Consider the following 12,999-nt stretch of genomic DNA (forward strand, 5'->3'; position numbering starts at 1 on the left):
CAGGCCGGCTGGCTCCGAAACAACGGCAGAAACGCCGTTGTTTTGGAGCCGTCGCAAGTCCGATGGCTCTATGATTGCAGCGCACGGAATCATGCAGGAGCATGGGTCACGGTGCAACAGCCTCCACTTCGATTTCAATGAGCAGATCGGGGTCGATCAGCGCTTTTACCTCGACCATTGTTGCAACCGGCTGGATCTCCTTGAAAAACTCCCCATGGGCCTTTCCGAATTCCTCCCATTTGGAAATGTCCGTAACGAACATTCTGGTTCTGATAACATTGTCCAGGCCGGCGCCCAGCTCCCCAAGTGCCTTTTCGATCATTTGCAAGATAAACCGGGTTTGCTCATAAGGACTGCCTTTGCCAAAAACTTTCCCGTCTTTCATCGCTGTCGTTCCTGCCACCTCAATTCGGCCGCCAACGCGGATGGCACGGCAGTATCCTACGGTTGACTCCCAGGGTGAGCCTGTAAACACTTGTTTCCGCTCCATAGAACCCTCTCCGTCCTTAAAGATTGTTCCTGAATCCTACAGCTTGCTATTTCAGCAGCTTTCGCGCCAGCTTGACTTTATTGCCGTATGGCGGATAGACAATGCCGAGATCGATTCGGGTGCTCCGCTTCACGATGCTTTTCCGGTGCGAAAAAACATCAAAGCTGTGCTTGCCGTGATACCCGCCAATCCCGGAGCCGCCGACACCGCCGAAGGGCAGGTGGGTGCTGGCGACATGGGTGATGGTATCATTCACGCAGCCGCCGCCGAACGAAACACGCCCAAGCACCTCCTGCTCCACCTGCTTATCCTCTGTGAACAAGTAGAGGGCCAGCGGTTTAGGGCGCTCATTCACCGATTGAATGGCCTCTTCCAGGACGCTGTATTCCATAATGGGCAGGACAGGTCCAAAGATCTCTTCCGCCATGGAAGCGTCGCTCCAGGCAGCCGGGTGGATCAGGGTAGGCTCAATGTACAGATCCTCCGGCAAAACCCTGCCGCCCAGAACAATCTTGCCCTGGTCCTTCTCCAGCATTCCGCGAAGCCGCTGCAGCTGCCGTTCATTGACGATCCGGCCATAATCCGGGCTGCGCTGAATATCGCTGCCATAAAAAACCGCAATATAATGCTTGATCCGGCCGATCAGCTCTGCTGCAACTTCGCTGTGGACCAGCAAATAATCCGGGGCAATGCAGGTCTGCCCGGCGTTGATCAGCTTGCCCCAGACGATCCGTTTGGCCGCAGCCTCCAGATCGGCCGTCTTATCGACGATGACCGGACTTTTACCGCCGAGCTCCAGTGTGACCGGGACCAGATTTTTGGCGGCGGCTTCCATTACAATTTTGCCGACAGGGACACTTCCCGTAAAAAAAATGTAGTCGAACCTGGCATGGATCAGCAGGCTGGTCATCTCTTTCTCGCCTTGAACCACACGGATATACGCCGGTTCAAAGGTCTCCCGAATCATGTCCTCTATGACTCCCGAGACGGCGGGGGTGCTCTCCGAAGGCTTCAGAACGGCACAATTCCCGGCGGCTATGGCACCGATCAGCGGTTCAATCAGCAGTTGGAACGGATAATTGAAAGGCCCGATAACCAGTACGGTTCCGTAGGGCTCGCTGAGAATCAGGCTTTTGGCCGGGAACATATGCAGCGGTGACTTCACCTTGACGGGCTTCGCCCAGCGTTTCAGGTGCTTCATCATGTACCCGATGCTGTCGAGCGTGAAGCCGATCTCTGTAGCATAGGCTTCGAACTCGCTTTTGTGCAGGTCCTTATTCAGAGCGGTAATAATCCGTGTTTCGTAGCGCTTGATGGTATTCTTCAGCTTCTGCAGCTGCTCCAGCCGGAAGGCAACAGCCCTTGTAACTCCGGTGTGGAAAAATTCACGGGTTTCCCCCAGCATTTGTTCTACGTTCTGTGATGCTGCTTCGAGCATTCTCGACCCTTCCTCCATAATCCGTCATCTGTTTATGCGTAACGCTTCAGCTCTTGCCCCCGGAATCAGCTTCGACACTGTGAATGTAATCCTTCATCTGATCCACGTCCAGCAGGGTGATGTCCCTCCCCTTGAAAAGAATCCAGCCCTGGTCGCGCAGATTCCCCATTTCACGGGAAAGCGAAGGCCGTGCCGTATTTAAATGCTCTGCCCATTCCTTTCTGCTGAAAGGAAGCCGGACAGTCGCGGAGGATTGCAGCTCCGCCTGCTCCAGCAGAAAATCGACAATCCGCCGCCGCAGCGGTCCGGCTGAGAGTATCTCAATCTTCCGGTTGACCAGCACCAGCCGCTCGGACAGATTCTCAATGAAGCGGGTCAGCAAGTCTGTATCTGCCGTAAACATCCGCAGCAGCTCCTGCTTGCTAATGAACATGACGGTGCAGGGCTCAGAGGCGGTAACTGTGGCGGGAACACTGTTATTTCTGCGGAACAGCACGGCTTCGCCAATGGTCTGGCCTTGATTCAGATGGGCAATGGTTACACCGCTGCCCGTGGGATGGTTCTTCTGTACTTCCACCCGTCCCGAGAGCACGATACCGAGGCGGTCGGCCTTGTCGCCTTCAGCGAGGATGACTGTTTTTCTCGGATACTCGCTGACAGTGTAGATCATCTTGTGCAGCAGAGATTCAATCTCTTCCACAGACCGTCCCCGAAACAGCAGACAGGCCTGCAGCACGGCAGGGTCAGGTTTCATAGATTTCCTCCAGAATCGTAAGTGTTCGGTAACATCCGTTACCGATTGTTCGACGAAAGTCTACTACAATTACTGGTAACTGTAAAGGCGGGACGAAGAGTGTCCTGTCCAGTATCCAAGAACCTATAAGGAGTGAACGGGAAATGAGCGAAATGTTCTGTTTTCAATGTCAGGAGGCGGCGAAGGGATCAGGCTGCACCATCCAGGGAGTCTGCGGTAAAACCAGCGAGGTGGCGAATCTCCAGGATCTGCTGCTGTATACGCTGAAAGGCATTTCAATCTTTGCACAGCGGGGCCGCGAGCTAGGCATCACTGATCAGGCCACGGAGAAATTTATAACCGGGAGCATGTTCGCGACCATCACCAATGCTAACTTCACCCCGGAGCATTTCACAGCACGCATCAGGGAAGGACTTGCACTGCGTGACCAGTGGAGAAACTGGCTGAACTCAGCAGGGGCAGAGGCTGCCCTTTCAGATCATGACGCAGCCCTCTGGATTGCCGGTACCGACGAAGAGCTGCTGCTGAAGGCACAAGAAGTAGGTGTGCTTGCCACAGAACATGAGGATATCCGTTCGCTGCGCGAGCTGCTGACCTATGGACTCAAAGGGATGGCGGCTTATATGGAGCATGCGGCGGTGCTGGGTTATTATGAGCCTGGGGCTCAGGCTTTTATGGAAAAAGGCTTGGCGGCAGTGCTGGATGACACCCTTAGCGGCGACGAGCTGACTGCACTGGTACTGGAATGCGGGAAATTTGGAGTAGAGGTCATGGCGCTGCTGGACCGGGCGAATACGTCAACTTACGGCAACCCCGAAATCACCAAAGTGAACATCGGTGTGGGAACCCGTCCGGGGATTCTGATCAGCGGGCATGACCTGAAGGATATGGAGTCGCTGCTCAAGCAGACGGAAGGAACCGGAGTGGATGTGTATACACACAGCGAGATGCTGCCGGCCCACTATTATCCTGCATTCAAAAAATACAGCCATTTCGTAGGCAATTACGGCAACGCCTGGTGGAAGCAAAATGAGGAATTTGCGAGCTTTAACGGTCCGATTCTGATGACTACGAACTGTATTGTACCTCCTAAGGACAGCTATATTAACCGTCTGTACACCACCGGCCATACGGGTTTCCCTGGGGTACAGCATATTGCGTCCGGTGAGAACGGGGAGAAGGATTTCTCTGCAATCATCGAGCAGGCCAAGAGTTGCGAGGCGCCAACTGAAATTGAAACCGGAGAAATTGTCGGCGGCTTCGCCCACGCTGCGGTAATGAATGTGGCCGATCAGGTGGTAGAGGCTGTGCAGAGCGGCGCGATCAAGCAGTTCTTTGTGATGGCAGGCTGCGACGGCCGGATGAAGAGCCGGAATTACTATACAGATTTCGCTGCCGAGCTGCCGGGAGATACCGTCATTCTGACGGCGGGCTGTGCAAAATATAAATACAACAAGCTGGCGCTTGGCGAGATCGGCGGGATTCCCCGCGTACTGGATGCCGGACAATGCAACGATTCCTATTCCCTGGTAGTGATCGCAATGAAGCTGAAAGAAGTATTCGGGCTGGATGACATCAATGATCTGCCGATTGCCTACAATATTGCCTGGTACGAGCAGAAGGCGGTCATTGTACTGCTGGCGCTCCTGCATTTGGGCGTTAAGAATATCCATCTCGGCCCGACGCTTCCGGCCTTCCTCTCCCCGAATGTAGCCAAAGTGCTGGTAGACACCTTCGGAATCAGCGGCATTACAACTGTAAAAGAGGACATGGAGCATTTCATCGCTGCGGTATAACAAGATAGGTTAAAATTAAGCCGGACGCTGCCCCCTTAGGGGATAGCGACCGGCTTATTGGCGTCTAAGATTGTAAAATAGAGGGAATTGGGTTAAAATGTCGAACCACAACGTCAGTTGCATCGAACGGGTGCAACTATATAAGATGAACTTAAAAAATACATAAAAGGGTAGAAGTGCGGAGGGGAAGTTTGGATACTTACAGAGCGAATGCGTCCGCCTGAAAGCTTTCCGTAGGAAAGCTCGCTATCTCCAGCATAATCAGTCACCGGATTTCAACCGCTAAAAGCGGTTCAATTCAAGAAATTCTTACGACAACAGCGGCTGGAAGTCCAAACATTCCCCGTAGTTACGACCATACCCCGCAATGTAAAACTAAAGTTCAACTTATATAGCTAAGCAATGGGTGGAGGTTTGGGGATGGCAACAATATTGGTGGTTGAGGATGAAAAGCCGATCAGCGATCTGATTACGATGAATTTAAAGCTGGTTGGCCATCAGTTTTTTAAAGCTTATGACGGGGAGCAGATGCAGCAGATTCTGGAGCAGGAGAAGATCGATCTTATTTTGCTGGATGTGATGCTGCCGGTGATGGATGGATTTGAATGGATGAGGCGGCACCGCCATCCGGGTGTTCCGGTTATTTTTATTACCGCCAAGGATTCTTTGGCTGACCGCATCACCGGCTTTGAGCTGGGTGCGGATGATTATATCATTAAGCCGTTTGAGATTCTGGAGCTGCTGGCCCGGATCAATGTCGTTTTGCGCCGTAACGTCAAGGAAGAGGAAGGGTTTACTGCGGGTGATGTGGACGTCCGTCTGGCGGCCCGGCAGATTTATAAGAGCGGACAGCTTGTCGAGCTAACGGCGAGAGAATTTGAATTGCTGGAGGTTCTGATTCAGAACCGGAATATTGCCTTGTCCCGGGAAAAACTGCTGGAGCTGGCCTGGGGATATGAATTTGAAGGCGATACCCGGACAGTGGATGTGCATATCCGGCAGCTGCGCAAAAAACTGGGCTGGGAAGAACGTATTAAAACGGTGTACAAGCTGGGCTACCGTCTGGAAGCAGAGAGGTGAGCGATGAGATTCTGGCAGAAAACGCTGTTGCTGATGCTCGTCTTGTTCGTTGTAGTGCTGGATGTGAGCGTCATTATGATTATGAACAAAAGCTGGCGGCTGAATATGGGAAGGGAACAGCAGCGGGCGGCAAGTGATCAGGCCCTGATTGCAAACAATATCTATGAAAATCTGAACTCTATTAAATCACGGGGCATGCAGATTAACGATACGATTCTGCTGGATGTTGCCCGTTCCTATGGGGAGTATTACCGGGAGCGGGGGATTTCACTGGAATTGTCGAGCCAGGATACTCCCGTCTATGCCGGGCCAGCGGAGCCGTCCGCCCGCTATATCAGCGTAACGAATGAGCTGCCGGCGCCTTATGGGTATTTGCAGCTAACCTACCGGCGGGATATTGAAGCGCTGTATGCCGGCCAGGATGAGTTGAACCGGTATTTTGTCTATATCAACTGCATCTCTATTCCTGTTCTTGCTGCGCTCATGTATGTACTGATCCGCAAGCTGACGAAACCTCTGCAATCATTGGCGGACAGCACCAAAAATATTGCCGAAGGAAACTACGGCAAACGGGTGCAGCTTCAGAACAGGGATGAATTCGGGGAGCTGGCGCGGCATTTCAACCGCATGGCAGATGCTGTGGAAAAGCAGGTTACGGACCTCTCCGCCATGGCTGAGGAGAAGCAGCGGATGGTGGACAACCTGGCTCATGAACTGAGAACGCCGCTGACCAGCTTGCAGGGATTCGCCCAGTATTTGAATGCCGCCCATATCGACGAAGAAGAGCGGATGACAGCGAGCGGTTATCTCTGGAGCGAAACGCTGCGCCTGAAGAATCTGGTCTTCAAGCTGCTGGATTTATCCATTCTCAGCCATCAGCCGGTAGAACGGAGCCGGATACCGGTTGTGGAACTGTTCGAATCCGTGCGCCGGATGGAACAGGCCAATCTGGATGCAGCGGGGATTGAGCTGATTCTGGAAGCGGATATTTCTGCGGTATGGGGCGACCGGGAGCTGCTCGAATCGTTCCTGGTGAATTGCCTGGAGAACTCTATCCATGCTTCAAACCCGGGTTCGGAGATCAGGCTGGCCGCGTATGAACAGGATGCTGCGGCTGTTCTGGAGGTAACAGACTACGGCAGAGGCATGAGCGCCGGACATCTGGAGCGGGTATTCGAGCCGTTCTACCGGGTGGATCATGCCCGGTCAAGAGAACATGGCGGGGCAGGACTCGGTTTGGCCCTGTGCCGCCAGATTGCAGAGGCGCATCAGGCACAGTTGTCTCTAAGTTCAGAGGAGCAGAAGGGTACGACTATAAAGCTTATTTTACAACTCCATAACAACGGGCTTCTTACTTGATAACATCTTTATCTTACAGTAGGGCTAAGACAAGCCACTTACACATTGGAGGTAGTAAAGATGAACAGGAATGACGTTAAATCGGCCCTTGGGGTAATTGCCATATCGGGAGGACTGCTGGGTCTCAGTGCTTTTGCGGTGCCGCATATTGTTGCTTATACAGAAATGAACCGTCAGGTGCCGGAAGCGCATGTATCTTACGAACAGCAGCATACCAGAAAGCCAGCGGTTCAACTGGCGAGCAGCCAGATTCCGGTGCTGAAGATCGAGGCGGAAGCTCCGGTCTCGACGATACAGACGTATTTGGAGCGCACGGTCACTGAAGAGGAAATCAAGGAGTCCAATGCGTACGCCGAAAAGCTTAGATATATGGATCATGAAATATTCACGCGGGAGATGACCGAGCAAGAAAGCAAGCGGCAGCTTATCCTGGACGATCAATACCGATTCGATGGCCTGCGTCCCAAGCAGAAGCTGCCCATGAAGGCCGGGAACTACGAGTTCTATCTGGATCGGAGCAAGGCTACTTATGTACTCCCCAAGCGTGCCCTTACGGATGAGGAACTGCTGCAGTTTATCGATTGGACTTATCGCTTCAACTATGTGTTGGGCCTGAGCTATGTGAAACCGCAACCCGATCAGAAGGACATCGGTGAGGCTGAAGCCCTCAGCAAAGCAAAAGAGAGTGTGGCCCGTCTGTTCGATGTGGATCTGTCTAAGATGGAAGGCAAGGCGTCCTATAACAAATCGGGTCCTGAGCAAAAGGGGGTATGGTTCGTACATTTCCAGCCTTACCGTGTAGGCGCACTCCAGGCTCAAGGAAAACCTTATTTCATGTATAATGTGTTCATTGACTCCCTGAGCGGAACCGTCATCGATTCCACTATTGTGGAATTGGCTTATAAGAGAACGCCGATCACAGCAGAGATGAACGGGCGGATCCGACAGGATTCCAGCTGGCTCCAAGCCGCGCGCACCATTGTTGCGGACAAACAGGGCGACACCCGTGAGATTGCCGGCACTACTATTATTAAAGACAGCATATATGACAAACGCGGGGTTGTAGCAGTTTTGGTTAAACTGAAAGACGGAAGCTCCTACACTGCAGAACTTCGTTATCCCGAGAAGAAACTGCGCTGCTTGATTTATACTCCGGCCTCCCCGGCCTCCAAGTCATAAAGGCAGTTCGCAGGCACCTGCTGCCTGCCGCTGTTCAAACCCAAAAAAAGTGAAGCGCTGTTCCATTCAGCGCCTCACTTTTAATATGAGCAAATTCAGGGTTTAATTGGTAAGGAGTAGTAACCGAAAGCTTTGTCAAGCAGCGCGCTGGCTTCTTGGCGGCTCAAAGTTTGTGTGGACCGGAAATTAACAGTCTGATTGGGATTAATCTTCGTATCCGGGTCTACAATGCCTTGAGAAACAAGCGCAGCGATTGCATCAACCGCCCATGAATCCGTTTTGCCGGTTAGTTTGACATTCGTTCCAGGTGCTGCATGCTTAAGATTTTGCATCATAACTGCCGCCATTTGTCTTGTAATTAAGGACTTTGGCTGATAATTAGGGACTCCCGCTATCATCCGCTTCTTATTTTCACGAAATTCATCCGGAAATGTATGCATGCCATGGGCGCGCAGCAATACATCCGCAAATTCCCCCTGTGTCATCTTTCCTTTAGGGTCAAAGCGGTTACCTGATTTGGCTCCCATAATGTCTAAACTGTTTAGATTATCAATGTATGATTTATATACACTGTCATTAGGCACATCGGAAAATGCAGGTTTCATCTTTACTTTTTGGGCGTAAGCAACGAAATCCACTCCATTGGGATTCGTATAATAGAAATAGGTGATATTGCCGGATTTATCTTTCTTGAATGCCATTTTATTGCCGGCTTCATCTTCAAATAGAAGCGGATGAACCATTTTCAGTGTATGCTTGCCTGTAGTCCCCGTTTCCATGAATAAATCCCCATCTGCATAAGAAATTTTAGTCCTTACTCCATACAAACGCGTGTTTTTGTATAATCCAATATAAGCTTGGGCTGCTTGCTTGCTTACTTTTGAATAGGTTGGTGGCTGCGTTGTTACAGTCTTAGGAAAATAGTGATTCATAAATGCCTTGTACACATCTAAACTCATCATTGAATCGTTATTGTAAGACAAGTAAAAAGCAGTATTCTTTTCTGGCAAGATGGCAATTAAAGAGGAATGCCCCGGAACATTTCCTCCCTTGAGTACTACATGCTGCCCATTCATCACATTGTTGTAATACCCCTCAAACCCAACGGTTGTGATGGGAATTGTAGGGTCAGCGTAAACTTGATAGGTATGCATCAGATCGATGCTTTTTTTGCTGACGATTTCTTTGCCTTCAAATTCTCCTTTGTTTAGGTGCATAATCAAGTACTTAGCCATGTCTTCACCTGTTGAAGTTATACTTCCCTCAGGCTTCTCGGACGGCGCGGTTCCCATTGTCGGCTGAAGCTCACCGCTCGGTCCATAGTGTGCAGCCATATTGGATAATATCTCAGGGGTTAATCTAACACTGGTCTTGTTCATCCCTAATGGTTTGAATACATTTTTCTCCATATATTGAGAATACGGCATGCCGCTTACGTTCTCTACTGCATATCCCGCCAGCATAAAACCAAAATTATCATACGTATAAGCTTCTCCCGGAGGTCTGACCACAGTCGGCATATTCTTATTGAGGTACCCCTTCATTGAAATGTCCTTATTCAGATATTCCACCGAATAATCAGTGACGATATCCGGCAAGTCCACCCCGCTCGTATAGGTAAGCAGATCAAACATCGTCAGCGGTTTCCCTGTTTTATTGGGCACCTTCATTCCACCGAGATATTCTTGGATGTCATGCTTGAGATCAATTTTTCCTTGATCAACAAGCTGCATAGCCGCCAATGCTGTAAAAGTCTTGGTAACAGATCCAATTTGGAAAATAGTATCTTTATCGACGGGTATCTTCTTTTCTCTATCTGCATAACCGTACCCTTTGCTTAAAAGCACTTTCCCGTCCTTAACGACTACAAAATTGGAGCCGACGGTATTGAATTTCTTCATCTTATCCGCAAATACAGAATTAGCGAACGTCTCCACTTCCTTCGAATCTTTGGGCCCTTCCAGGCTGACCTTCTCTGTTGGTTTCTGATCTGATGCAGCTGCACCATGAGTAGCTGTACAAGCTGTAACGACACTCGCAGATAATAGTAGAACTGCAAGACTGGTATTGCGGATTGCTTTTCTCATTGTTCCTGTCTCCCTCTATCATATTTGCCCTGTGACCACTTGGCCTACCCAAGTATTGCAAAGCGCCTGTCATAAGAACAAGCTGCATTTCGTCACCACTTTCTCTGGTATCTCTAGGAATGTCACATGACATTTTTGCACTAGATGAAGTGACACGGGCATCAGTATGATACGTCTATTACATTGAAGGGACGATGGAACATTCATGAATAAAACGATCCGTTGCTTTTTCCAAAATGGGTACTTCTTATTGCTCACTTTTGCTACAGGATTATTTTACTTTTGCTTTTATTTGGTTACTCTGACATTAGGCATAGGTCTTTCTTTTACAGTTGCAGGCATTCCCCTGCTCACACAGGTATTGCGGACCACGCTAACCTTCGTGCAATATGAACGTATACAAACGAAGATCTATACCGATATCACCACTCAGCCTTACGAACGGAGTATAAGAACAGAGCAATCTTTATGGGCGCAAGCTAAAGAGGAGCTTATGGATACACGCAACTGGGCCGCGATCTGCTGGCTGATGTTGAAGTTTTGGATTGGTCTTCTAAGTCTCCTAAGTGTTGTTTTGCTCTGTGTGATGCCTCTTTTGTTAATGCTAACTCCGCTGTTCTTTCCTATCTTTGATATCCGCCTTTTTGGGATACAGATAGATACCTTCATGCAATCACTTTTTATTATGGCTATGGGGGTTATTTTTGCTTTTATAAGTTCCTGGCTATTAAATGTCTTGGTTCGTCTTATAGGCGGTTACACGCGTCAAATGACAAAAAGATTAAACCGGTAGCCTCTGTGTTACAACCTGCATTTGTCCAAAACTTACTGCGGAAACTTATCGTTTAGTCGAACTTAGACTTATAATAGTAAATAATAAAAGACATAGAAGACTTAGTAAGGGGTGATGAACTTGTTTGAAACGGTAAAACAGTGGTTCTGGTATGACTGGATCATGTTCATATTTCGGCTTATTCTCAGTATTTCTCTCATGTTCACAACCGTACAATTCCATGCCCAGATATCCCTGCCGCTTTGGATTTTGATTTTTTGGCAGATTTTCGCTTTTTCCGTTCCCTGGCTTTGTTTGCAGCTCAACTATAAGTATTATCTGCTTACAGAAATTATTTTTTCGGGCGGACTATGCTTGTATTTAACTTCTTTGTTTCCGGAAGCTTATCTCGCGTTTCTGACCTATGCTTTCCTGATTGCGGTGAATAGCGCCCGTCAATCCTATCGTTGGACAGGGCCCGTAACGATCCTGCTCTTGCCGGTTTTGATAAATCTGTTATCTCACCAGAGCAATTATCTGATCATGATGCTCCAAATCGGACTTGCTTATGCCATTGGGTTTGCCTTTCATTTACTGGTGGTCAATCACCGGCAGAGTGAAATCATCCGGGAACAGAATACGGTCTTAAAACAGTATTTTTCCCAAATTGAACGCATCACGCTAGCTGAAGAACGTGACCGGCTGTCGAAGGATCTCCACGATACTATTGGACATTCCTATACTTCTATCATCATGGGATTAGAAACATTGCGTCCTGAACTTTCTACAGAGGCCGGGGAACAGAAGGTCAGCTCTTTATTGAATTTGGCCCGCAAAGGTTTAAAAGAGGTCAGAGGATACTTGCATCAAATAGAGCCCCCGCAGGAGACACTTCCGGTGCTGCAATCGCTGCAGCAGTTAGCAGAAGATTTTCAGGCACAGGCCAAAGTAAACGTTCACTTCCGTACCTTTGGAGAGGAATACCCGCTGCCCAAGCTGGCCAAGATGGCCTTCTATCGTTGCTTGCAGGAATCGTTAACTAACGCCGTCCGGCATGGAGAGTCTACAGAAATTACCGCTACTCTGAAATTTGAGCAGCGGCAGGCTAGACTGGAAATACAGGACAACGGTAAAGGAATGGAGAAATGGCAGGATGGCTTTGGCTTGAACGCGATGAAAGAGCGCGCCATGAATCTGCAAGGACAAGTGTCTGTTTATTCCGAGCCTGGGGAAGGAACGCTCGTGACCTGCACATTGCCAAGACAAGCAGAATTACCGGATGAGGTTATCCGCTTACTGATCGTAGATGACCAACCCTTCATCCGGGAAAGCCTGCGGACCATTCTGGAGGGGCATCAGGATCTGAAAGTGGTGGGATTGTCTGAGGATGGCTTACAAGCCATTGAGAGCTGTGAGCAGGATCAGCCCCAGGTGGTGCTCATGGATTTGGACATGCACAATATGGATGGAATTTCAGCATCCGGAATCATTAAACAAAGATGGCCGCACATCCGGATTCTAATTCTAACCACGTTTCAGGATACTGAACAAGCCCTTGAGGTTCTGCGAAGCGGAGCAGATGGTTACTTATTGAAATCTATTGAACCGCGGGAGCTTGCTGAAACTATTCGTCATGTCTATCGCGGGGGCACACTGATTGATCAAGAGATGTCGCATAAATTGTTTGAGAAGCTCGAAATGGACAAGAAGGAAACCGGAGTGTTGAATCCAAAAACAATGGAGAGCTTCGGTCTGACTTCAAGGGAAATAGAAATATTACAGCTTGTTTGCAAAGGGCTGCGCTATAAAACCATCGCCTCCAAATTATATTTATCTGATGGCACCGTGAGGAATTATGCCTCCGCAGTCTATACGAAATTGGGCGTTCGTAACCGGGAAGAAGCGGTACAGAAGGCAGTGGAAGCCGGACTCCTCGAATGAGTTCCAACTTCTAATGCCTGCCTTGTTCATAACAGTTTTGGTATGCCCCTTATAATCATAATTCATTTCAATTAGCATCATTTTGGTTAATTTCAAGAAAGCC

The 12,999-nt window shown here is 49.4% G+C and carries 10 protein-coding genes; 6 read left to right on the forward strand and 4 right to left on the reverse strand.

What is annotated here, in order from left to right; genetic code table 11:
- Positions 1-106: 106 nt before the first annotated feature.
- From BLQ82_RS21665 to BLQ82_RS21675, 3 genes are read right to left on the reverse strand one after another with little or no spacing between them, the layout of a single operon-like run.
- On the reverse strand, positions 107-490 hold the full coding sequence (locus tag BLQ82_RS21665) for a RidA family protein (RefSeq protein ID WP_062522722.1): 384 nt from the start codon (positions 488-490) through the stop codon (positions 107-109).
- A gap of 46 nt (positions 491-536) precedes the next feature.
- The gene (locus BLQ82_RS21670; protein ID WP_062522720.1) at positions 537-1,928 is read right to left on the reverse strand and encodes an aldehyde dehydrogenase; all 1,392 of its coding nucleotides are present in this window, start codon (positions 1,926-1,928) and stop codon (positions 537-539) included.
- A 46-nt stretch (positions 1,929-1,974) separates the two neighbouring features.
- On the reverse strand, positions 1,975-2,682 hold the full coding sequence (locus BLQ82_RS21675; protein ID WP_062522717.1) for a Crp/Fnr family transcriptional regulator: 708 nt from the start codon (positions 2,680-2,682) through the stop codon (positions 1,975-1,977).
- Between the two features lie 143 nt (positions 2,683-2,825).
- Between BLQ82_RS21675 and hcp the strand changes: the two genes are divergently transcribed.
- The 4 genes from hcp (at position 2,826) to BLQ82_RS21695 (ending at position 8,096) form a co-directional block, all read left to right on the forward strand.
- The gene (hcp, locus tag BLQ82_RS21680; protein ID WP_082722628.1) at positions 2,826-4,478 is read left to right on the forward strand and encodes a hydroxylamine reductase; all 1,653 of its coding nucleotides are present in this window, start codon (positions 2,826-2,828) and stop codon (positions 4,476-4,478) included.
- Positions 4,479-4,898: 420 nt separating this feature from the next.
- A complete protein-coding gene (locus BLQ82_RS21685) occupies positions 4,899-5,558 on the forward strand; it encodes a response regulator transcription factor (RefSeq protein ID WP_062522715.1) in 660 nt (219 codons plus the stop codon).
- A gap of 3 nt (positions 5,559-5,561) precedes the next feature.
- Positions 5,562-6,917, forward strand: a complete 1,356-nt coding sequence (locus BLQ82_RS21690; protein ID WP_062522713.1) for a sensor histidine kinase — start codon at positions 5,562-5,564, stop codon at positions 6,915-6,917.
- A 60-nt stretch (positions 6,918-6,977) separates the two neighbouring features.
- Positions 6,978-8,096: a hypothetical protein gene (locus tag BLQ82_RS21695; protein WP_062522712.1), complete on the forward strand. Its 1,119-nt coding sequence runs from the start codon at positions 6,978-6,980 to the stop codon at positions 8,094-8,096.
- 95 nt (positions 8,097-8,191) lie between these two features.
- Here BLQ82_RS21695 and BLQ82_RS21700 read toward each other — a convergent pair whose 3' ends face one another.
- On the reverse strand, positions 8,192-10,183 hold the full coding sequence (locus BLQ82_RS21700) for a serine hydrolase domain-containing protein (RefSeq protein WP_062522710.1): 1,992 nt from the start codon (positions 10,181-10,183) through the stop codon (positions 8,192-8,194).
- A 205-nt stretch (positions 10,184-10,388) separates the two neighbouring features.
- On the opposite strand from BLQ82_RS21700, the gene BLQ82_RS21705 reads away from it, so the two are divergent.
- Together BLQ82_RS21705 and BLQ82_RS21710 are read left to right on the forward strand one after the other, a co-directional pair.
- Complete coding sequence (locus BLQ82_RS21705) at positions 10,389-10,976, forward strand: sensor domain-containing protein (protein WP_062522708.1); 588 nt, start codon at positions 10,389-10,391, stop codon at positions 10,974-10,976.
- A 114-nt stretch (positions 10,977-11,090) separates the two neighbouring features.
- Entirely contained in the window at positions 11,091-12,896 is a 1,806-nt protein-coding gene (locus BLQ82_RS21710; protein WP_244280928.1) for a helix-turn-helix transcriptional regulator, read from the forward strand.
- Positions 12,897-12,999: the final 103 nt, after the last annotated feature.

The organism is Paenibacillus jilunlii (assembly GCF_900102965.1).
GTDB lineage: Bacteria > Bacillota > Bacilli > Paenibacillales > Paenibacillaceae > Paenibacillus_AQ > Paenibacillus_AQ jilunlii.

Coding starts and splice junctions, on each gene's coding strand:
- BLQ82_RS21695 (WP_062522712.1), top strand. CDS start 6,978: ATGAACAGGAATGACGTTAAATCGGCCCTTGGGGTAATTGCCATATCG.
- BLQ82_RS21665 (WP_062522722.1), bottom strand. CDS start 490: ATGGAGCGGAAACAAGTGTTTACAGGCTCACCCTGGGAGTCAACCGTA.
- BLQ82_RS21705 (WP_062522708.1), top strand. CDS start 10,389: ATGAATAAAACGATCCGTTGCTTTTTCCAAAATGGGTACTTCTTATTG.
- BLQ82_RS21710 (WP_244280928.1), top strand. CDS start 11,091: ATGAACTTGTTTGAAACGGTAAAACAGTGGTTCTGGTATGACTGGATC.
- BLQ82_RS21690 (WP_062522713.1), top strand. CDS start 5,562: ATGAGATTCTGGCAGAAAACGCTGTTGCTGATGCTCGTCTTGTTCGTT.
- BLQ82_RS21670 (WP_062522720.1), bottom strand. CDS start 1,928: ATGCTCGAAGCAGCATCACAGAACGTAGAACAAATGCTGGGGGAAACC.
- BLQ82_RS21685 (WP_062522715.1), top strand. CDS start 4,899: ATGGCAACAATATTGGTGGTTGAGGATGAAAAGCCGATCAGCGATCTG.
- hcp (WP_082722628.1), top strand. CDS start 2,826: ATGAGCGAAATGTTCTGTTTTCAATGTCAGGAGGCGGCGAAGGGATCA.
- BLQ82_RS21675 (WP_062522717.1), bottom strand. CDS start 2,682: ATGAAACCTGACCCTGCCGTGCTGCAGGCCTGTCTGCTGTTTCGGGGA.
- BLQ82_RS21700 (WP_062522710.1), bottom strand. CDS start 10,183: ATGAGAAAAGCAATCCGCAATACCAGTCTTGCAGTTCTACTATTATCT.